At 62.6% G+C, this 20,438-nt stretch carries 15 protein-coding genes; 7 read left to right on the forward strand and 8 right to left on the reverse strand.

Going from position 1 to position 20,438, the window contains the following annotated elements:
- The first annotated feature begins 159 nt into the window (after window positions 1–159).
- From PRJ_RS16850 to PRJ_RS16860, 3 genes are read left to right on the forward strand one after another with little or no spacing between them, the layout of a single operon-like run.
- Window positions 160–1,896, forward strand: coding sequence for a type I secretion system permease/ATPase (locus tag PRJ_RS16850; RefSeq protein ID WP_104962023.1), 1,737 nt, complete (start codon window positions 160–162; stop codon window positions 1,894–1,896).
- A gap of 6 nt (window positions 1,897–1,902) precedes the next feature.
- A complete protein-coding gene (locus tag PRJ_RS16855; RefSeq protein ID WP_104962024.1) occupies window positions 1,903–3,243 on the forward strand; it encodes an HlyD family type I secretion periplasmic adaptor subunit in 1,341 nt (446 codons plus the stop codon).
- Between the two features lies 1 nt (window position 3,244).
- A complete protein-coding gene (locus PRJ_RS16860) occupies window positions 3,245–4,573 on the forward strand; it encodes a TolC family outer membrane protein (RefSeq protein WP_104962025.1) in 1,329 nt (442 codons plus the stop codon).
- Window positions 4,574–4,766: 193 nt separating this feature from the next.
- On the opposite strand, the gene PRJ_RS16865 is transcribed toward PRJ_RS16860, so the two are convergent.
- Together PRJ_RS16865 and PRJ_RS16870 are read right to left on the reverse strand one after the other, a co-directional pair.
- Window positions 4,767–7,163 carry a hypothetical protein gene (locus PRJ_RS16865; RefSeq protein WP_104962026.1) on the reverse strand — a complete coding sequence of 799 codons (2,397 nt, stop codon included), beginning with the start codon at window positions 7,161–7,163 and terminating at the stop codon, window positions 4,767–4,769.
- Window positions 7,164–7,227: 64 nt separating this feature from the next.
- Window positions 7,228–7,461 carry a hypothetical protein gene (locus PRJ_RS16870; RefSeq protein WP_064490785.1) on the reverse strand — a complete coding sequence of 78 codons (234 nt, stop codon included), beginning with the start codon at window positions 7,459–7,461 and terminating at the stop codon, window positions 7,228–7,230.
- Here PRJ_RS16870 and PRJ_RS16875 point away from each other — a divergent pair.
- Genes PRJ_RS16875 through PRJ_RS16885 form a run of 3 tightly spaced genes read left to right on the forward strand, consistent with a single transcriptional unit; the run spans window position 7,460 to window position 10,373 of the window.
- Window positions 7,460–8,323: a sensor domain-containing diguanylate cyclase gene (locus PRJ_RS16875; protein ID WP_104887408.1), complete on the forward strand. Its 864-nt coding sequence runs from the start codon at window positions 7,460–7,462 to the stop codon at window positions 8,321–8,323. The genes PRJ_RS16870 and PRJ_RS16875 overlap by 2 nt on opposite strands.
- 17 nt (window positions 8,324–8,340) lie before the next feature.
- Window positions 8,341–9,693: a chromate efflux transporter gene (chrA, locus tag PRJ_RS16880; protein ID WP_064490787.1), complete on the forward strand. Its 1,353-nt coding sequence runs from the start codon at window positions 8,341–8,343 to the stop codon at window positions 9,691–9,693.
- An 11-nt stretch (window positions 9,694–9,704) separates the two neighbouring features.
- Window positions 9,705–10,373: a bifunctional 2-polyprenyl-6-hydroxyphenol methylase/3-demethylubiquinol 3-O-methyltransferase UbiG gene (locus tag PRJ_RS16885; protein WP_104962027.1), complete on the forward strand. Its 669-nt coding sequence runs from the start codon at window positions 9,705–9,707 to the stop codon at window positions 10,371–10,373.
- 68 nt (window positions 10,374–10,441) lie between these two features.
- Here PRJ_RS16885 and quiC read toward each other — a convergent pair whose 3' ends face one another.
- Window positions 10,442–12,349, reverse strand: a complete 1,908-nt coding sequence (quiC, locus tag PRJ_RS16890) for a 3-dehydroshikimate dehydratase QuiC (protein ID WP_003250790.1) — start codon at window positions 12,347–12,349, stop codon at window positions 10,442–10,444.
- Window positions 12,350–12,638: 289 nt separating this feature from the next.
- Here quiC and PRJ_RS16895 point away from each other — a divergent pair, with 289 nt between their 5' ends.
- Window positions 12,639–14,012 (forward strand): MFS transporter, encoded by a 1,374-nt coding sequence (locus tag PRJ_RS16895; RefSeq protein WP_014860854.1) that lies wholly within the window; start codon window positions 12,639–12,641, stop codon window positions 14,010–14,012.
- Between the two features lie 113 nt (window positions 14,013–14,125).
- Here PRJ_RS16895 and PRJ_RS16900 read toward each other — a convergent pair whose 3' ends face one another.
- The 5 genes from PRJ_RS16900 to PRJ_RS16920 all read right to left on the reverse strand — a co-directional run bounded on the left by PRJ_RS16900 (window position 14,126) and on the right by PRJ_RS16920 (window position 20,303).
- Entirely contained in the window at window positions 14,126–15,538 is a 1,413-nt protein-coding gene (locus PRJ_RS16900; protein WP_104962028.1) for a DOPA decarboxylase, read from the reverse strand.
- A gap of 149 nt (window positions 15,539–15,687) precedes the next feature.
- Entirely contained in the window at window positions 15,688–16,632 is a 945-nt protein-coding gene (locus tag PRJ_RS16905) for a LysR family transcriptional regulator (RefSeq protein ID WP_104962029.1), read from the reverse strand.
- Between the two features lie 137 nt (window positions 16,633–16,769).
- Window positions 16,770–17,483, reverse strand: a complete 714-nt coding sequence (locus PRJ_RS16910; protein WP_004575404.1) for a YebC/PmpR family DNA-binding transcriptional regulator — start codon at window positions 17,481–17,483, stop codon at window positions 16,770–16,772.
- 97 nt (window positions 17,484–17,580) lie between these two features.
- On the reverse strand, window positions 17,581–18,972 hold the full coding sequence (locus PRJ_RS16915; protein WP_104962030.1) for an FAD-dependent oxidoreductase: 1,392 nt from the start codon (window positions 18,970–18,972) through the stop codon (window positions 17,581–17,583).
- A gap of 14 nt (window positions 18,973–18,986) precedes the next feature.
- Window positions 18,987–20,303, reverse strand: coding sequence for an MFS transporter (locus PRJ_RS16920; protein ID WP_104962031.1), 1,317 nt, complete (start codon window positions 20,301–20,303; stop codon window positions 18,987–18,989).
- Between the last annotated feature and the right edge of the window lie 135 nt (window positions 20,304–20,438).

The following is a 20,438-nucleotide window of genomic DNA, read 5'->3' on the forward strand; positions in this document are numbered from 1 at the left end:
TGTTTCGTTGCAACCTACGCTGCTGTCTGTGGGAGCAACGCAGCGTTTGGGCAATATCGCCATCAGTGCGACCCGCCTGCGAGCCGACCAAGAAGCCACAACAGCCGTTGTACGGGGCGCCGCAAGGGCTTCCCGTTTTGTGATAAAGGGAGGCCTCAGATGCCTAAGCCACCACGCACCCGCTCCGAACTGGCCGACGTGCTGTTTCGCTTGCGCCGCAGCTTCTACGCCCTGGCCGCCTTCAGCGGCGTGATAAACGTCATGATGTTGACGCCAGCCATTTATATGTTGCAGGTGTACGACCGCGCCCTGGTCAGCCGCAATGTCACGACCTTGGGCATGCTCACCTTGCTGGTGGTCGGGCTGTTCCTGCTGATGTCAGCCCTGGAGATGGTCCGCACCCGGGTGTTGATAAGGGTGGGCAACGGCCTGGACATGAGCCTGAACCGGCGCATTTTCAGCGCTGCCTTCGAACGCAACCTCAGCCGTGCCGGAGGTAACCCGGCCCAGGCCCTGCAGGACTTGGCGCAGGTACGGCAGTTTCTCACCGGTAACGGCCTGTTCGCGTTCTTCGACGCCCCCTGGACGCCGATCTACCTGCTGGTTTGCTACCTGATCCACCCGTGGCTCGGGCTGGTCACCACGATTGGCTCGCTGATCCTCGTCGGCCTGGCCTACCTCACTGAAAAGGCCACGCAAAAACCCTTGGGCGAAGCCAACCAGGCAGCCATGTCGTCGGCCAGCTACGCCAACAACAACCTGCGCAACGCCGAAGTGATCGAAGCCATGGGCATGCTGCCGTCAATCGGCAAGCGCTGGTACCAGGGCCACTTGCGTATCCTGCAGATGCAGACCCTGGCCTCCGATCGCGCGGCGCTGATCAGCAGCACCGGGCGCTTCGTGCGCATCACCCTGCAGTCGCTGATCCTCGGCACCGGCGCGCTGCTGGCGATCGAGGGCACGATCACCCCCGGCATGATGATCGCCTGCTCAATCCTGACCGGCCGAGCCCTGGGCCCGGTGGAACAGGTGATCGCCGCGTGGAAGCAACTGCTGGGCTGCCGCCTGGCCTGGGGCAGGCTCAATGACCTGCTGCAGGACTACCCGCAACGGCCACCAAGCATGTCGCTGCAGCGGCCGATGGGCATGCTGGCCGTGGAGAACGTGATCGCCGGCGCCCCTGGCAGCACCACCAGCATCGTACGCGGGGTGAGCTTCAGCCTGGCCCCGGGTGACAGCCTGGGTATCATCGGCCCTTCGGCCTCGGGCAAGTCCACCCTCGCCCGCCTGCTGGTAGGTGTGTGGCCGGCCCAGGCCGGCAAGGTGCGCCTGGACGGCGCCGATATCTTCACCTGGAACAAGGCCGAACTGGGCCCGTGGCTGGGCTACCTGCCGCAGGACGTGGAGCTGTTCGAAGGCACCATCGCCGAAAACATCGCCCGCTTTGCCGAGGTGGACAGCGACGCGGTGATCCGTGCCGCCCGCAGCAGCGGTGTACACGACATGATCCTGCGCTTCCCGCAGGGTTACGACACCCGCCTGGCCGCCGATGGCAGCCCTTTGTCTGGCGGCCAGAAGCAACGCATCGCGCTGGCCCGCGCCCTGTATGGCGAGCCCAACCTGGTGGTGCTGGACGAACCCAACGCCAACCTCGATGACGTGGGTGAAAAAGCCCTGGTCGATGCCCTGGCCGAGCTCAAGGCACGCGGCGCCACGGTGGTACTGATTTCCCACCGGCCCAATGTGCTATGCGCGGTCGACCAGATACTGATGCTGCGCGACGGGGGTGTGCACATGCTTGGCAGCCGCGACGAAGTGTTCGCCGCGCTGCGCAAGGCTGCGGTGATTCCGGCAACGGCTGCGGCACCGCTGGCTTCGGTCAAAGTACGGGAGTAACCGACCATGCAGATGACTCAACATGCCGAACTGATCCCCGCCGAGAGCAGCCACCTGATCGATCTGGACGCGGGCCGCCCGGTACGCTGGGGCGTATGGCTGGTCATCGCCGGCTTCGGTGGCTTCCTGCTGTGGTCCTGCCTGGCGCCACTGGACGCCGGCGTGGTCGCCACCGGTACGGTCAAGGTCACCAGCAACCGAAAGGCGGTCCAGCACCTGAGCGGGGGCACCGTTGAAGCGATCATGGTGCGCGAAGGCGATGTGGTGAAGAAAGGCCAGGAAGTGGTGCGCCTCGATGCCCTGCGTGCGGTAGCCGAGCAAGGCGCACTCAGCGCCCAGTACATCGTCAGCAAGACCGTGGAAAACCGCCTGGAAGCCGAGCGCGATGGCCGCGATACCGTCACGTTCGACCCTGCCCTGCTTAAACACTACGCCAATGACCCACGCCTGCTGGCCGCCATGGACCTGCAACAGCGCCTGCTCGATACCCGCCGCGCGGGCCTTGCCGGTGAACTGAGCATCCTTGAAGAAAATCTCACGGCCTCGGCAGTGCAACTGAAGGGCCTGCAGCAGGTGTACGGCGCCCGCGCCTCGCAGATCGGCTTCCTCAACCAGGAACTGCAAGGCACCCGGGTACTGGCCGCCGAAGGTTATGTACCCCGCAACCGCCTGCTGGAGCTGGAACGCAGCAATGCCGACCTGTCCGCCGGCCAGGCCGAAAACCTCAATAACATTGCCCGGGCGCGCAGCCAGGCCACCGAGATCAAGCTGCGCATCCTGCAGCGCCAGCACGACTACCTGAAGGAGGTGGAGTCGCAACTGACCGATACCGCCAAGGAAAACACCACCCTGGCCGACCGCTTGCGCGCACTGGACTATGAAGTGACCCACACGGTGATCCGCTCGCCGATCGACGGCATGGTCCAGGGCCTGAGCATCGCCACGGTCGGCGGCATCATCCAGCCCGGCGCCAAGATCATGGAAGTGGTGCCGCTCGACCAACCGCTGCAGGTCGATGCGATGATCCCGGTGCAGGCGATCGACAAGATGGTCCCAGGCCTTGCCGTGGACATCGCCTTCCCGGCCTTCAACCATGCGCAGACGCCGAACATTCCCGGCCGGGTAAAAACCATTTCCGCCGACCGGCTGCTCGACGAAGAAAGCAAGCAGCCGTTCTACCTGGCCCAGGTGGAAGTGACGCCGGCCGGCATGGGCTTGCTGGGCAGCAACCACATCCGCCCCGGCATGCCTGCCACCGTCACCATCAAGACCGGCGAGCGCAACCTGCTCAGCTACCTGCTCAAACCAATGCTCGAACGTGTGGACGCCGCGTTCAAGGAGCAATGACATGAAACGCCCATGCCTGATGGTGTGCCTGCTGGGAGTTGCCGTACAGGCCAGTGCCATGGACCTGAAGCAAGCCTGGGACCTGTTGCAGTACCAGGGCCCGATCTACCGCGCTGCCGTGCATGAAAAACAAGCCGGTGGCGAAAACCGCGCCATCGGCGAGGCCGGCCTGCTGCCGCAGATCAACGCCTCGGCCTACTTCAACCAGGTCAATGGCAGCCAGCGCCAGAATGGCCAGGACAATGACCTCGACTATGACTCCAAGGGCGCCAACGTGCGCCTGCGCCAGCCGCTGTTCAACAAGCAGAAGATGGCCGAGTACCGCCAGGGCCAGCAACGGGCCGACTACAGCGTGGCGGTGTTCGACGCCAAGAGCCAGGACGCAGCGGTGCGCCTGGCCGACGCTTACTTCGACGTGCTGCTGGCCAGCGAAACCATCACCCTGGCCAAGGCCAAGCTGAACGCTTTCGAGGAACAGCTGGCATCGGCGAAGCGGCGCAAGGAACTGGGCGCCGGCACCATCACCGACATCGACGAGTCGGTGGCCCGGCGCGACCTGGCCGAGGCCGACCTGATCGACGCCCAGGACAACCTGGTCAATGCCCGGCGCAAGCTGGAGGAATACATTGGTGAAACCCCGCAGGCGTTGACCACCCTGCAGGCGGGCTTCAGCACCCCGCCGCTGATGCCGGGCAACCTGCAGGAGTGGCTGGTCAAGGCCCAGGCTGACAGCCCGCTGATTCATGCACGCCGGCACAGCTACGCGCTGGCCGAGGAAGAAGTCAACCGCACCCGTGCCGGCCATTACCCGACCCTGGATTTCGTTGCGGGCTACACCGCGGGCAGCAGCCAGTCGATTTCCGAGCTGAACCAGCGCAACCACTACAGCTCGATCGGGCTGGAGCTGAACATCCCGCTGTACAGCGGTGGCAGCACCAGTGCCCTGGCCCGCCAGGCCAGCGCCAACAGCTCCAAGGCCCTGGATGAGCTGGACGCCACTCGCCAGGAGGTGATTTCCAACACGACCCGCGAATACCGTGGCGTACAGAGTGGCGCCCTGCGCATTCAAGCATTGGAAAAGGCCGTGGCCTCCAACGAACGTTCGCTGACCTCGACCCGCAAGGGCTTCAAGGAAGGTGGCACCAGCACCAACTCGGATGTGCTCAATGCCGAGGAGCTGCTGTATGACGCCCGCCATGACCTGTTCGAGGCCAAGCTCAACTACCTGATGTCGCGCCTGCGGCTGGCCTCGTCGGTGGGCAGCCTGGGGGATGATGATATCGAGCAGATCAATGATTACCTGGGGCCGGAGCTGATAGTCAGCAATTGATAGCCACCTCAAGCCATGCAGTGTCCCTGCACGAGCAGCCTTGAACTGCGAACAGGCCAGCAAGGCCTGACCGGTGGCAACGGTCCCCAAGGCTGATCAGCAGCGCGCCGGTGGGCGCGGAGTATTACGCGTGGCGCCAGGGCCTGGTCAACGCTCATTGGCGCAGTGGGGGTTGATACCATCTACCCATCGTTCAATCTGCCTGAACGCTTGTGATATTTCGGTGTTCGGCAAGTGGCAGGACTAGCAGGACATACCCTTCGAAAACACCGTAATCACCGCTATCGAAGGTTGCGCTTATCAATGCGAAGCGGGCTGTCTCGTCTATACCCGGTGTATAAACTCCTGCCGAAACGCTACCGGGTCCGTAGCGCACCTCCCAGTTGAAGCCCTCCGGCGGGAACGGGGTTTGACTGACATCCAACACCGCTTTCGTACCAGCCGGGTCAACAGTGGCGCTCAGCGTCATGGGCGTCAACTGCCCCATCTCGGTGATCAGTACACAGGTACTGGTTTGTTGGCTTTCAGGGTCTGTCACCTGGATTTCTTCGACGACATAAGCAACCGTGCCCGTGTCGGCTGGGCTGGTGACCGTCACTGCCTGCCCCGTGCCCACAGGTTCGTCCTGATAACGCCATTGCAAGGTCGCAGGATTGCCGAGCGTCCAGGCATTGAAATCGACGTTTCTGCCTGCCTGGGCAACCACAACCGCAGGGTTGGCTTGCAGCGTTTCGCGAACCACGGTGATCAAGGCCTTGCTTTGAATTGCCGGAATCAAAATATTGGTGGCTGTTACCAGCAGGTGTGCGCATGACTTTGTCATGTCGCTGGCACTGGGTGCGGTAAAGAAGCCTCCGTTGATAGAAAGAGGAACACCTTCTGCAATGCCGGAAACGGCCTCAACGGACCAACGTACCCGCGCCCAGGCAGGCTCGGCCTCGAATTTCGTGGTTTTACCTGCGAGCAGGGTAGTTTCCATCGGACTGACGTTGAAATAACCAGCAGCGGGATTTACCTTGCCGAAAAAAGCTATATCGTGCGGGGCCAAGAGTTTTGTCCCCGTAAAAATGCTCTGAAAATTTAACCTCAGCACATCGCTCGCTATTTTACTTGTGCGAGACTCGAAAATCAGATTGGTTTTCAGGTTTTCCACCAAACCATCCTGAAGCGAGACAAACCCCGAAGTACCAAAGCTGGTAAGACGTTTCCTGAGCGACAAACTTAACCAGAACATCGCCGGCCCTACCAAATACGCGAGAAACTCGCTCGCAGAGCCGGAAGAATCACGTGCAGGCGGAGGCTTTATGTTGCCAAAAACCGGTTGAAAGCCAACCTGTTCGGCAAATTCATAGGATTCGCACACCAGTTGTGTCACGCCTTCGGGATCAAAGCTGTATGCCAGCTCTGCGTCATAGTGAAAATCTGCTTGCACAGGCGCCAGGAAATCATCCAGGTCAAAGTCTTCAAAGATCAGTCTGTTGCGTAGTTCGCCCGTGGCATCATCGATATTATTATACTGGACCTTCAGGTTGCCACGCATAGACAAATTCATCTTCCACTGGTCACCTTCATTGCTGATGGTCAACGCATCGGCCATGTCTATGTTGGCTTCGAAAAACTCAAAAGTCCCCGTCACTTCCCACAGAGTGTCAAACGCAATAGTCAGTATCGTCTCATCAACCCACTGGTGCGGCAGTGTAATATATCCCGCCTTGCAGGTAACTGTCGGTAAATCGCCATCATGCCGGAGCAACTCAAACTCAGCATCCTTGATCACACGGCTCGCGGCGGCCACTAACTGCGCAAGCAACAAACGCTCCTTATTGAACAGCACAGTTGCCGAATAGTCACCATCATTGGGTATTGCGTACTTGTAATCCGCGCCAGGAAAATCCCCCCCCGCTCCATCCTTCATATCGACAAACAGCACGACTGCACCCTCCACATCGGTGGGCCCCCTTCCCCTGGCCTGGGTACGCAGGCTAAACGAGACGGGGCGATGCAAATCGACATTGAGCTTTGACAAATGGCCAATCGGAAACTGACGCTGTTCATCAGGCAGCGCCGAAAATTTCTGCCTGAAAAACTCGGTCAACAAGCGGGTCTCGCCGGTGTAGCACGGCATGGAAAAATTTTCCGCTTCACTGAGATCCAGACTGATCGTGTCAGTTTCATCCACGTGGCCACCAGACGCTTCCAGATCAATGTCCAGACTCAGATCAGCGTGTTGCACACCCCCTAGCACATCCAACTGGCGCACTTGCCACTGTTGACTCTTGTACATCAGCGAGTACACATTGGCTTCAGCAATTGTCATCAGCAGGTGCGCCTTGTTACCGGCAAGGTTCACATCGAAAATCAATCTGGGCAAAGTGAGATTACAATTGGACAAGGCAAAACGATAGTCAGCCCCGTTGCTGATGAATCCGGAAATGGGCGGTAAACGATCCGCTGTATTGAAGCGCCGGATGGATGTTTGCTTCAATAGCGCATTAATCTTTCCTCCATCAAAGAAGAAAACCATGTCCCAGCCCAACAGACGTGATTCTTCACCTAACCACTTGACCAGTTCTTCGGTTGAATAATCCATGGCACTCTCCATTTGTACATTGCGGGAGCCAAATACTTGAGCGGCTGTTCAGAACACTCGCGCTTCATTTGATGTGCAGACGGATTTCGCTACAACTGGCAGTTTTGTCAGGTGCCATGCCATTTACCTGGTTCATTTTGCCCCTGCCTAGGCCCGAACCACCGCTGTACAGACCGCCCTTTTCGATGCGGTCGTTCACGGTTTCAAGGAAGGTGGTACCAACCCTGAAGGCTGCCGTAGCTGCGACGTATTCCTTCAGGCTATGATCGGTCACCCTGCCGCGGACACCCTGAGCCATGCCCGTAGACCTGCAAGCGTTGTATCCCAGGCTGATCCACCTGATGCTGGATACGGTATTCGTGGTCGACAGGGACAACCAGATCGTGTTCGTCAGTGATGCCTGCAAGACACTGCTGGGCTACGAGGCCTGCGAACTGATCGGTACGCCGATCACCCGCTACATGCACCCTGACGACCTCGCGGCCACGCGCGCCTCGATCATGCGGGTGATGAACGGCCAGCCGCACTACGACTTTTGCAACCGTTACCTTCGCAAGGACGGCAGCGTGGTGCACATTCTGTGGTCGGCCTGCTGGTCTGATGAGGCCCAGGCGCGTATCGGCGTGGCACGGGACGTTACCGCCCAGCGCAAGGCCGAAGACGAACTGCGCTTCCTCGCCCATCATGACCCGCTGACCCGGCTGGCCAACCGCGCCATGTTCAATGAACGGCTGGACACCGCCCTGGCCGCGGCCCGGCGTCACAACCGCAGGCTGGCCTTGCTGTTCCTCGATATCAATGACTTCAAGCAGATCAACGACAACCACGGCCACAGCGTGGGTGACCGGGTACTGTGCACGCTGGCCCGCCGCCTGGAACGCTGCGTAGGGGCGGCTGGCACGGTAGCGCGGATGGGCGGCGACGAATTCACCGTACTGTTGCCCGACTGCCCGTCGCCGGAGGCCATTGCCACGCACGTACAGCACATTCTCGCGGTCATGGCCGAACCGCTCGACGCCGAGTTTGCCGGCATCGATGCACCGTCCTGCAGTATTGGCGTGGCCCGCTTTCCCGAAGACGGCAACGATGCCGACATGTTACTGCGCCATGCTGACGGGCACATGTACCGAATCAAGCGCCAACGCGCTGCGACTGGCTGAAAGCAAGGGCACACCGCATGGCTGAACACCTGCAAGAAACTGCCGGGCAAACACCCGCCTCTGTCGGCCTGGGCCAGGCATTGCTGTTCTGGCTGAAGCTGGGTTTCGTCAGTTTCGGCGGCCCGGCCGGGCAGATTGCGATCATGCACCAGGAGCTGGTGGAGCGGCGCCGCTGGATCAGTGAGCGGCGTTTCCTGCATGCCCTCAACTACTGCATGTTGCTGCCCGGGCCCGAAGCCCAGCAACTGGCCACCTACATCGGCTGGCTGATGCACCGCACCTGGGGCGGGGTGATTGCCGGCGCTCTGTTCGTGCTCCCGTCGCTGTTCATCCTGATCGGCCTGTCGTGGGTGTACCTGACCTGGCGCGAAGTTCCGGTGGTCGCCGGGCTTTTCGAAGGGATCAAGCCGGCCGTGACCGCCATCGTCGTGCATGCCGCCCACCGCATTGGCACGCGGGCGTTGAAGAACGGCTGGCTATGGGCGATTGCCGCGGCCTCGTTCGTGGCCATTTTCGCGCTTGACGTCCCCTTCCCGCTGATCGTGCTGGCGGCCGCACTGCTGGGTTATGTCGGCGGCCGGCTGCGGCCAGCACAGTTCGCGCCCGGTGGGGGCCACAGCGCAGTCAGGGCCCGCCAGTGCCCGGCGCTGATAGACGACAATACCCCGATACCCGCGCACGCCTGCTTCAGCTGGGGCCGCCTGGTGACCTTGCTGCTGACGGTTGCGGCGCTTTGGCTTCTGCCCATGGGCCTGCTGATGGCGACCTTTGGCTGGCACGGCACACTGACGCAAATGGGCTGGTTCTTCACCAAGGCGGCGCTGCTGACTTTCGGCGGTGCCTATGCGGTGCTGCCCTATGTCTATCAAGGGGCTGTCGGCCACTATGGCTGGCTGTCGCCCACGCAGATGATCGATGGCCTGGCGCTGGGCGAGACCACGCCCGGGCCGCTGATCATGGTGGTGGCCTTCGTCGGTTTCGTCGGTGGCTACCTGCAGCCGATGTTCGGCGCCCACCAGGCGTTCCTAGCGGGCGCAGTGGCAGCGAGCCTGGTGACCTGGTTCACCTTCCTGCCCTCGTTCCTGTTCATCCTCGCCGGAGGCCCGCTGGTGGAGTCGACCCATAACGAACTGAAGTTCACCGCCCCACTGACCGGGATCACTGCGGCGGTGGTGGGGGTAATCCTCAACCTTGCGCTGTTCTTCGGCTACCACGTGCTGTGGCCGAACGGGTTCGATGGCGCGTTCCACTGGTCCTCGGCTGTGATAGCGCTCGCGGCGGCTGTGGCGCTGTTCCGCTACAAGCGCGGGGTGATACACGTGTTGATCGGCTGCGCCGTTGCCGGGCTCGCCCTTCACCTTTTCCGCTGATGGAGCCGATCATGCGCAACCCTGAAGACGCCTTGCTCGACAGTTGGCACCATAACGCCCAAGTCTGGATCGACGCCGTACGCAACAGCGCCATCGAGAGCCGTCGCCAGGTCACTGACCAGGCCATCCTGCTGGCCATCCTTGGCCGCCAGCCCGAACGGGTGCTCGACCTAGGCTGCGGTGAGGGCTGGCTGCTGCGCACGCTGGCCGACCGGGGTATCGAGGCGGTGGGCGTCGACGGCGACAGAACGCTGGTGGATGCAGCGCGTGCTGCGGGCGCGGGTGAGGTGCACCTGGCCAGCTATGCGCAGTTGGCTGAGGCGAAGGTGCATGTTGGCAAGGACTATGACCTGATCTGCGCCAACTTCGCGCTGTTGCACCAGGACATCATTGAACTGTTGTCGGCCATGCGTGCTTTGCTGGTACCCGGCGGTGCGCTGGTGATCCAGACCCTGCACCCGTGGAGCGTGGCCGATGGGGATTATCAGGATGGCTGGCGAGAGGAGTCTTTTGCCGGGTTTGCCGGGGATTGGCAACCGATGCCTTGGTATTTCCGCACCCTGGCCAGCTGGCTGAATGCGCTGGACATGGCGGGGTTGAGACTGGGCAGTCTGCAGGAACCGCAGCATCCGCAGAGCGCGGTGCCGCAGTCGTTGTTGATGGTGGCTGAGCGTCACTGAATCGGGCCGTAACGATCCTGTGGAAGCAGGGTTCACCCCGCTCCCACAAGACAGACCGGTGCAGGCGACTACAGCACCGGCTTGCGCGCCGCTCCGCTACGGGCCTTGGCCATGGCTGCCAGGCGCACCGCAACGTTGGCAGCGCCGTAACCGGCGTACCCCGCCTTGCGCTGGATGATCTCGAAGAAGAAACGCTCCTCGAACGGCTCGGTATAGACGTGGAACAGCTCGCCACCTTGAGCATCGCGGTCGTACAGCACGTTGTAATACGCCAACTCACTGAGGAACTCGTCGTCGAAATCGAAACGCGCCGCCAGGTCGTCGTAGTAGTTCAGCGGGATTTCCAGCAGCGGTACCCCTGCCAGCTTGGCCCGCGCAACTTCGCGGAAGATGTCGTCACAATCGAAAGCGATGTGATGCACGCCCGAACCACGGTAGCTTGACAGCGCATGGGCGATGGCGGTGTTGCGGTTTTCCGAGATGTTCAGCGGCAGGCGCAAGGTGCCGCACTGGCTGCGCAGGGCGCGGCTCTTGACCAGGCCATACGGGTCGGGCAGCACCACTTCGTCGTCGGCGGCGAAGTCGAACAAACTCTTGTAGAACAGCACCCAGCTGTCCAGCGACTCGGCCGGCAGGGCCAGGGCCATGTGGTCGATGCGGCGCAGGCCGCCGGTCGCGGTTGCGTTGTTGTCCAGGCTGAAGTCGGTGTCGTACAGGGTGTGGCCGGCAGTGCCCTGCTCTACCAGGTACAGCAGGCTGCCATCGGGCGCACGCACCGCCGGCACTTCGCATTCGTTGGGGCCGACCAGGCCGCGGAACGGCTGGCCACGGAAGGCGGTGGCCCGCTTCAGGGCCGCTTGCTGGTCCTTGACCCGCAGCGCAGTGGCGCACAGCGACGGGCCATGGGCCTCGAAGAAGTTGTGGCCGAAGGAATACGGTTCGGCGTTCAGCACAATGTTGATATCACCCTGGCGCAGCAGTTGCACTTCTTTGCTGCGGTGCTTGCCGGCTTCGGCAAAGCCCAGGCGCTTCAGCCAGTTGCCCAGGCGCGCGCCGACGGCTTCGTCGACCGCGAACTCCAGGAACTCCACGCCGTCATAAGCGCTGGCCGGCGGCGGGGAGAACAGCACGCCAGGTTCGATCGGCGTGTTTTCCTGCTCCAGGCGCAAGCGGGTCTGCTCTTCGAGGTACAGCAGCGAACGCAAGCCGTCGGCGGCATTCTGCCGGGTCGGTGCGGCGCGGAAGCCATCGTTGAAGATTTCCAGCGACAGCGGGCCACGGTAACCCGTGGCGAGGATCGGCGCCAGGAAACCGGCCATGTCCATTTCGCCCTGCCCCGGGAAGCAGCGAAAGTGGCGGCTCCACTCCAGCACATCCATGGCCAGGATCGGCGCATCGGCCATTTGCACGAAGAAGATCTTGTCGCCGGGGATGTCGCGGATCGCGCTGGGGTCACCTTTGAGCGACAAGGTGTGGAAGCTGTCGAGGATCACCCCGAGTGCCGGGTGGTCGGCCTGGCGCACCAGGTTCCACACTTGCTGGTAAGTGTTGACGTGGCGGCCCCAGGCCAGCGCTTCGTAACCAATGCGCAGGCCACGCTTGCCGGCATGTTCGCCCAGCAGGCGCAGGTCGTCGACCAACAGTTGCTCGTCACCCAGGGCATCGGCCTGGACGTTGCTGCACACCAGCACCAGGTCGGTACCCAGCTCCTGCATCAGGTCGAACTTGCGTTCGGCGCGGTCGAGGTTTTTCTGCAGGCGGTCACGGCGGCAACCTTCAAAGTCGCGGAAAGGCTGGAACAAGGTGATGGCAATGCCCAGGTCGGCGCACATCTGGCGCACCTGGCGCGGGCTGCCAGCGTAATAGAGCAGATCGTTCTCGAAGATCTCGACGCCGTCAAAACCGGCGGCGGCGATGGCTTCGAGCTTTTCCGGCAGAGTGCCGCTCAAGGACACGGTAGCGATCGAACGCTGCATGGCGGGAGTTCCTTGTTGTTGGAGGAATACGGTGCCATTCGGGCAAACAACCCCTGTAACAGTTTATGGCACGATCGATTATTCGCAGGTAAAGTCGTCGCTTCAATCTCTTTGTACGGAATGGTTAGTTTTGCGTTCGATTATCGCACAAAACCCGTTTTAGCGAATTGCTAGACCGCGGGCCCGTGGTCAACATGGACCACAGACGCAGGCACACCGACCGTTGCCTCCTGCCTTGGCATAACCTCTGGCGGAACCTGCGCAAACAACAATAACAACGGAGACAACGATGGCTCACTCCAGCTCGCAAGCAAAGAAAGCGACCGCCAGTGGATGGATAGGCTCGGCACTCGAGTACTACGACTTCTTCATCTACGCCCAGGCCGCTGCGCTGATTTTCCCGCAGATTTTCTTCCCTAACACCGACCCGAAAATGGCCATCATTGCCTCGTTGGCCACCTATGGCGTGGGCTACCTGGCACGCCCGATCGGCGCCTTCGTACTGGGCCACTGGGGTGACACCCGCGGTCGCAAGAACGTCCTGCTGCTGTGCATGTTCCTGATGGGCCTGTCGACCATGGCTGTCGGCCTGCTACCCACCTACCACGACATCGGCTACCTCGCACCGGCCTTGCTGGTGGTGTTGCGCCTGATCCAGGGCTTTGCCGTGGCCGGGGAAATTTCCGGTGCCAGCTCGATGATCATGGAGCACGCGCCGTTTGGCCGAAGAGGCTACTACGCCAGTTTCACCCTGCAAGGTGTGCAAGCGGGCCAGGTCCTGGCGGCGGCGGTATTCCTGCCACTGGCTTACTTCATGCCCAGCGAAGCCTTTACCGAATGGGGCTGGCGCATTCCGTTCCTGATGAGCGCCATCGTGCTGATTGCCGGCTTCATCATCCGTAAGGAAGTGCACGAAACCCCAGCGTTCGTTCAAGAAGAGAAACAGGACAAGGTTGCCAAGTCGCCCATCAGCGAAGCCTTCCGCCACAGCTGGAAGCACATGGTGCTGGTGATGTTCATGGCCCTGATGAACGTGATCCCGGTCGTGGCCACCATCTTCGGTGCGGCCTACGCGGTACAGCCGGCGTATGGCATCGGCTTCGACAAGAGCGTGTACCTGTGGATTCCGGTGGTCGGTAACATCGTCGCGGTGCTGGTGATCCCGTTCGTGGGTAACCTGTCGGACAAGATCGGCCGTCGCCCGACCATGATCGCTGGCTGTCTGGGCTCTGGCCTGCTGGCCTTCGTCTACCTGTATGCGATCAGCATCCAGAACGTGCCGATGGCGTTCGCCGCCTCGATCGTCATGTGGGGCATGGTCTACCAGGGTTACAACGCGGTGTTCCCAAGCTTCTACCCAGAGCTGTTCCACACCCGCTACCGCGTTACGGCCATGGCCATCGCGCAGAACATCGGCACCATGCTGACCGCCATGCTGCCCGCGCTGTTCGCAATGGTTGCCCCACCTGGCTCGGACAACATTCCGCTGGTAGTCGGTGGGCTGGCCTTCTTCATCACCGGCGTGTGCGCCCTGGCGGCCTACATTGCCCCGGAAACCCACCGCCTGGCGATGGACGATCTGGGCAACCCAGACGCCAAGCCGATGGAAAAGGCAGCCTATGAAGCCAGCCGTAAAGGTAGCTTTCAGGCGGTGAGTCACTGATAGATTGCAGGGGCTGCCTTGCAGCCCCTTCGCGGGCAAGCCCGCTCACACAGGTACCGTACAGGCTTCAGCCCTGATGCGATGCTGTGAGAGCGGGCTTGCCCGCTAAGGCTTCAGCCTTTGATCACGTCCTGCAGACGTGCCCACAGCCGCTGCACATCCTCCCGCTCGGTCGGCAGCGCACCGATCGAAACCCGCACCATCCACCGCCCGTCCAGTGTAGCCGGCGTCACATAAGCATCGCCGGATGCATTCAGCCGCTCGGCCCAGCCCTTGGTATGCGCATCCAGCGCCTCCCCTTCAAGCCCCGCCGGTCGATGGCGAATGCACAAGGTCTGCAGCGGTACTGGCGCCAGCACTTCCCACTCCGCCGCCGCCTCGACCTGCCCCGCCAGCCACTGGGCATTATCCAGGTCACGCCGCAGCCGCGCCTGCAATGCGTCGACACCCTCGCTACGCAACATGAACCACAGCTTCAACGCACGGAACCGACGGCCCAGCGGTATCCCCCAGTCGCGCAGGTTCTTCACCTCGCCATCCACCGCCGACTGCAGATAGCTGGGATTGGTGCTCATCACTCGGATCAGGTGCTGCGGATCGCGCACGTAGTAGATCGAGCAATCGAAGGCCACACCCAGCCATTTGTGCGCATTGACCACCACCGAGTCGGCCAGCTCGATGCCGTCCCACATCCAGCGGCACTCGGGCAGGATCATCGCCGAACCGGCCATGGCCGAGTCAACGTGCAACCAAAGCCCATTGGCCTGGGCGATTTCGCCCACCGCGCGCAGCGGGTCGAGGGCAGTGGTCGTCGTGGTGCCGGTGGTGGCAACCACGGCGCACGGCTGGTTGCCGGCAGCCAGGTCCTGTTCGATCGCCGCCTGCAGTGCCTCTGGGCGCAGGGCATAGCGTTCGTCGGTGGGAATCAGGCGGATATTGTCGCGGCCAAAACCTGCCAGCAGTGCAGCCTTGTCCACCGAGCTGTGGGCGTGGGCGCTGACATACACGATCAAAGGCTTGGGCTCGGCCTGCAGGCCACCACGTACCAGGGCGTAGTCAGTGGCGCGTTCACGGGCACTGATCAGCGCCACCAGGGTGCTGGTCGAGGCGGTGTCCTGGATCACCCCACTCCACCGGCCAGACAGGCCAAGCAACTGGCGCAGCCAGTCGAGGGTAGTTTCTTCCAGTTCGCTCAGGGCCGGGCTGGATTGCCATGACAGGCCCAGCACGCCCAGACCGGTACTGAGGAAGTCCCCCAGCACCGAGGACAGGGTGCCATTGGAAGGGAAATAGCCATAGAAGTCCGGGTGCTGCCAATGGGACAGGCCGGGCATGACCAGGTTATTGACGTCGTCGAGAATGGACGCGAAAGGTTCGCCTTGTTGAGGGGCAGTTGCGGGCAAGGCAGCCTTGAGGTAGCCAGGTTCGACCTGGGCCATGACCGGGCGTTCGCCCACGGTCTGACGGTAGTCGGCAATCAGGTCGATCAGTTGGTGGCCGTACTGGCGGAATTGTTCGGGGGTCACGCTAGCTCTCCTGGGGGTTATCCATTGCCTGTGCTGGCCCTTTCGCGGGTAAACCCGCTCCTACAGCCGCGAAGAAGCCGCACAATCAACACAATGCCCCAGTCTAGGCACCTATCCCCAGCCGAATAACCCCGCTTCACGCATAGCTGCTATGGCGAACCCGCATGCCCACCCTGTACCCCGAACTGCGACTGGCGCCACAACTCGAATACCCGGTTACGCAACCAGCGGTGCTCGGCCGAGGCCTGCAGGCGCTGGTGCCATACGACCCAGTACCGCTGGCTGTGGTCGATGAAGCCCAGTGGTCGCCAGGCCAGGTCATGCAAACGGCTCAGCTGTCGGGCAATGTGCTCGGGGACCGTGGCCACTGCCTGACTGTTGGCAATCACTTTTACCGTGGCGCAAAAGAACGGCACCTCCAGGCTGACCCGCCGCTGCAGGCCCTGTGCACGCAAGTGCCGGTCGATGAAGCTGTCCTTGTCGCCACCGCCCGAAATGCGCACATGCTTGTACGCCAGGTAGTCGGCCTGGCTGAGCGCGGCCTGCGCGGCCAGCGGGTGATCCTGGCGCATCAGGCATACCGCGCGGTCCTCACCCAACAGCCGTCCGTGCAGGTTGGGCGGCGACTCGTCGAACAAGGTGGTCGCCAGGTCGATTTCTCCGCTGGCCAGCAAGGCGTATTGGCCGGCCTGCCAGGTGCGGTACTCCAGCGACACACCTGGTGCTTCGCGCTCCAGCGCTGCCACCAGCAGCGGCAGCATGTGCTCGGCCACATAGTCCGAAGCGGCCAGGCAGAACCGCCGCTCGCAACGCGCCGGGTCGAAGATGGCGGGCTGGCGCAGCGCGTGCAGTTCTTCGAGCACCTGGCGCAAAGGCTCGACCAAGGCTTCGGCGTGTTCGCTAAGCACGTAACCACGCCCTTGGCGCACCAGCAACGGATCATCGAAGGCTTCACGCAGGTGGGCCAGCTGGCGGCTCAGGGCCGATTGGCTGACGCCCAGGCGCTCGGCCGCGTGGCTGAGGTTTTTAAGCTGCAACAGGTGGTCGAGGGTGCGCAGGTGGGCGAGGCTGAGGGAGGCGAAGGTGGGGTTCATGCAGGCTCCCTGCGGTGGAATTCAAGGGCCCTCTCGCGGGCAAGCCCGCTCCCACAGGGTTCTCACATCGTTCAGCATCGTGAAAAACCTGCGGGAGCGGGCTTGCCCGCGAACAGGCCGCAACGCAGCCCCGACGATTACTCGGTCAGGCCAACATAGACGTTCTGCACGTCATCGTGCTCGTCGATCGCCTCGAGGAACGCTTCGACCTCGGCCAACGCTTCAGCACTCAGGCTGGCCGCGCTTACCGGGTTTTTAGGGGTGTAACCGATTTTCGCCGCGGTCACGGTGAAACCATGCTCCGGCAGGGCCTTCTGCACCGCGTCCAGGTCGGTGGTGTCGGTAATGAACAGGGTCGAGCCCTCTTCTTCACCTTCCTCGAAGTCCTGGGCACCGGCTTCGATCGCGGCCATTTCCGGATCAGCGTCAGCGCTCGCAGGCGTGGCTTCGATCAGGCCTACATGGTTGAAGTCCCACGCTACAGAACCGCTGGCACCCAACTGGCCCTTGCGGAACAGCACGCGGATCTGCGCGACGGTGCGGTTGATGTTGTCGGTCAGGCACTCGACGATCAACGGCACCTGGTGCGGAGCGAAACCTTCATAGCTCACCGCATGGTATTGCACGGCATCACCGTCCAGGCCAGCGCCCTTGCGGATTGCCCGATCCAGGGTCTCGCGGGTCATCGAAGCCTTCTTGGCTTGCACGATGGCCAGGCGCAGGCGCGGGTTCATGTCGGGATCGGCACCCGACTTGGCCGCGATCTGGATTTCCTTGGACAGCTTGCCCATGATCTTGCCTTTGGCATTGGCCGCTGTTTCTCTATGTTTGGCTTTCCACTGTGCGCCCATGTCGACTCTCTTGTTTCAGCGGCCGGTTCAGGAAGCGACCGGCCAAAAGTGGGTGCATTTTATACGCCCTCGAGCATGGGATCGACAAGAAATCTCATCAGCCTTTATCGGCCTTGCCCGCCGCTGCGGCAAACCGCGCCAACCGCACGTCCAGCCTTCGCGGGCGCACACCACGATCTTCGGCCTGCTCCTTGCGGCGGATGGCATTGCGCACCATCAGCGAGCCCAGGTAGCGGATCGGCTCGGGCGGGAACAGCCCCAGCGGCCCTTTGACCAGCGGCGACCGGGTCCACGGGTTGTCCAGCCCCAGCGCCAGCGACGAAAGAATCTGCCCGCCCATGTGGCACGGGCCAACACCGCTGCCGGAGTAACCAAAGCCGTAGAACACGTTGCCCTGCCCGTCCAACCGACCAAAGAACGGCAGGCCGGTCACCGAGCGATCTGACGGCCCGTTCCAGCTGGCCGCCAGTGGCACCTCGGCCAAGGCCGGGAAAAAGCCGCCAAGGCTTTCGCGCAGCAACCGCCGATACGGCGACGGCTGGTCGAATACCGGCAACATGCGCCCGCCATAGGCAAACGTGTTGCCGCCCTTGCCGAGCATCAGCCGGCCATCGGAGGTGTTGTGGTAGTAGTGCACGAAAATACGCGAGTCGAGCACGCTGATCCCGCTGTCCAGGCCGATCTGGCGCAGCAGCTCGGGGCACGGTTCGGTAATGACCATGTCGCTGGAAACGATTGCCACACTGCGCTCGAACTGCGGGAAGACGCGCGCCATCCAGGCATTGAGGCCCAGCACTACACGGTCGGCGCGCAGCGTGCCGTGGGCCGTGCGTACCTGCACCGGGGCGCCGTGTTCCAGGCCGGTCATAGCGGTGCCTTCGTAGAGGCGCACGCCGCGCTGCAAGGCCACCCGGCGCAGGCCGCGCACCAGTTTGCCCGGCTGCACGGTGGCGGCGGCCGGCGAGAACCAGCCTTCCAGGTGCCGTGCCGAACCGGCCAGGCGCTGCACCTGCTCCAGCGGCAAGCGGCGGAACGAGTTGATGCCCTTGTGCTCCAGCGCGGCGATCACCGCGTCGGTGGCACCGACCTGGGCTGCGTTGGTGGCCGTGTACAGCGTGCCGTCCAGGCGGAAGTCGCAGTCGATGCCATTGGCCGCGCAGAACACCCCGATGTCTGTAATGCTGCGCTCCGACTCGCGCACCAGCCGCACCGCCTCCGCCCCCCCGAACAGGCGTTCGAGGGTGAAGTACTTGGCCGACCAGGACAACGCACAGCCCCCATTGCGGCCGCTGGCACCGGCACCACAGATGTCGGCCTCGATCAGCACCACATCCAGGGCCGGTACCGCTTCCTTGAGCATCAGCGCCGTCCACAGGCCGGTGTACCCACCGCCGACAATGCACACATGGCAACGGGTATCGCCTTGTAGCGGCGGGCATACCGCCTCCTGCGCCGATTCAAGGGCCTGTTGCAGCCAGAAGGGTCTCATTCGCTCGCTTTCCTTTAAGTACGCAGTGGCTTGATTGCCATGCTGGTGTTCGGTGCCACGTCAGTGCCTTGCGCGCTGCTGGCCGGGCGGCTGTTCCAGTGCGGCAGCAACACCAGCGCCGAGAACAGCGCGCAGCCCGCGAACACGATGAACACCGTGACGCCGTCGAAGTAACCCGGCAGCAGCCCGCCCAGCACCGCGCCCACCGAGCCACAGCCGTTGACGAAACCTGCTGCGGTGGCGCCGGCCTTGGCGGTGCCGAAGTCGATGGCTGCAGCGCCGCTGATCATCGAGTCCGGCCCGTACAGGGTCAGGCCCATGACGAACAGCAAGGCCACCACCAGCAGCACGCTGCCGGTGTGCATGGCCGCCATGAACGCCGCCAGTGTCACGGTCAGCAGCACCAGGCTGATCACGCAGGCCGGCATGCGCCGGGCGCCAAACAGTTTGTCCGAGGCCAGGCCGATCATGATCGGGCCAAGCAGCCCGGCCAGTTCGAAAGCAGTCGGGATGATTGCCGCGCCCACTTTGCCCACTGAGGGCATCTGCTCGAAGACGATCACAGGGCCCCACAGCAAGATGGCGTAGCGCGCCGGCTTCAGCAGGAAGTACGCCAGGCCCAGGGTCAACACCGTGCGGTTGCGCAGGATCTCCCTCAGGGGTGCCCACACGCTGCACAGGTTGCCGGCTGGAGCCATGCTTTGCGGCTCGGGCTCAACCGCCGGCAAGCCGACGTCCTCGGGTTTGTTGCGCTGCAGGAAGAAGAACAGCACCGCCACCAGCGCCACCACTGCCGCGCTGGAGAAGAACGCCGCGTGCCAGGTACCCACCAGGGTGTAGGCCCACCAGCCCGCGAACGGCGAGGCCACCAGGCCGCCGAAGGCATAGCAGGAACTCCACAGGCCCAGCACCCGCCCGCGCTGCGAAGCCGGGAAGAAGCTGCCGATGTTCTTGCACAAGCCGGCCCAGCCGGTGGATTGCGCCAGGCCCTGCACCAGCATGCAGGTAGCGAAGATCGGGAAGGTTGCGTAACTGCCCATCACGACTGCCGCCGCCGCAGAAATCAGCAACCCGCCCAACACGACCACGCGCGGGCCAAAGCGGTCGGCAAGCATGCCCCAGGTGAATTGGCCCACGGCATAGGCGGCCAGGTAGATGGCGTCCAGGTTGGCCATGGCGGCCTTGTCGAGCATGAAACCTGGGTCTTCAGCGATGCCCAGCTTGGCCACCGAGAAGGCTTTGCGGGTGAAGTAGAAGGCGGCGTAAGCCAGCCAGGTGATGGCGAAAATCTGGATACGCCAGCGTTTGAACGCGGCTAGGGATTGATTCATGTAAGTCTGACCTCTTGCTCAAGTGTGCCGGCAGAATGTGAAGAAACGCCTGTCTTGTTCTTGTGTTACGCACAGCGATGACGAGGCTGTCATCGGGTCAGGTGGCGCCGTGTGAGCGCCATGGCCCTGGCGGCA

The organism is Pseudomonas sp. XWY-1 (assembly GCF_002953115.1).
In the GTDB taxonomy this organism is placed as follows: domain Bacteria; phylum Pseudomonadota; class Gammaproteobacteria; order Pseudomonadales; family Pseudomonadaceae; genus Aquipseudomonas; species Aquipseudomonas alloputida.

What these genes read in the sequence shown, in the direction of transcription:
- PRJ_RS16850 (WP_104962023.1), top strand. Translation starts at nt 160, where the DNA reads ATGCCTAAGCCACCACGCACCCGCTCCGAACTGGCCGACGTGCTGTTT.
- PRJ_RS16855 (WP_104962024.1), top strand. Translation starts at nt 1,903, where the DNA reads ATGCAGATGACTCAACATGCCGAACTGATCCCCGCCGAGAGCAGCCAC.
- PRJ_RS16860 (WP_104962025.1), top strand. Translation starts at nt 3,245, where the DNA reads ATGAAACGCCCATGCCTGATGGTGTGCCTGCTGGGAGTTGCCGTACAG.
- PRJ_RS16865 (WP_104962026.1), bottom strand. Translation starts at nt 7,163, where the DNA reads ATGGATTATTCAACCGAAGAACTGGTCAAGTGGTTAGGTGAAGAATCA.
- PRJ_RS16875 (WP_104887408.1), top strand. Translation starts at nt 7,460, where the DNA reads ATGCCCGTAGACCTGCAAGCGTTGTATCCCAGGCTGATCCACCTGATG.
- PRJ_RS16870 (WP_064490785.1), bottom strand. Translation starts at nt 7,461, where the DNA reads ATGGCTCAGGGTGTCCGCGGCAGGGTGACCGATCATAGCCTGAAGGAA.
- chrA (WP_064490787.1), top strand. Translation starts at nt 8,341, where the DNA reads ATGGCTGAACACCTGCAAGAAACTGCCGGGCAAACACCCGCCTCTGTC.
- PRJ_RS16885 (WP_104962027.1), top strand. Translation starts at nt 9,705, where the DNA reads ATGCGCAACCCTGAAGACGCCTTGCTCGACAGTTGGCACCATAACGCC.
- quiC (WP_003250790.1), bottom strand. Translation starts at nt 12,349, where the DNA reads ATGCAGCGTTCGATCGCTACCGTGTCCTTGAGCGGCACTCTGCCGGAA.
- PRJ_RS16895 (WP_014860854.1), top strand. Translation starts at nt 12,639, where the DNA reads ATGGCTCACTCCAGCTCGCAAGCAAAGAAAGCGACCGCCAGTGGATGG.
- PRJ_RS16905 (WP_104962029.1), bottom strand. Translation starts at nt 16,632, where the DNA reads ATGAACCCCACCTTCGCCTCCCTCAGCCTCGCCCACCTGCGCACCCTC.
- PRJ_RS16910 (WP_004575404.1), bottom strand. Translation starts at nt 17,483, where the DNA reads ATGGGCGCACAGTGGAAAGCCAAACATAGAGAAACAGCGGCCAATGCC.
- PRJ_RS16915 (WP_104962030.1), bottom strand. Translation starts at nt 18,972, where the DNA reads ATGAGACCCTTCTGGCTGCAACAGGCCCTTGAATCGGCGCAGGAGGCG.
- PRJ_RS16920 (WP_104962031.1), bottom strand. Translation starts at nt 20,303, where the DNA reads ATGAATCAATCCCTAGCCGCGTTCAAACGCTGGCGTATCCAGATTTTC.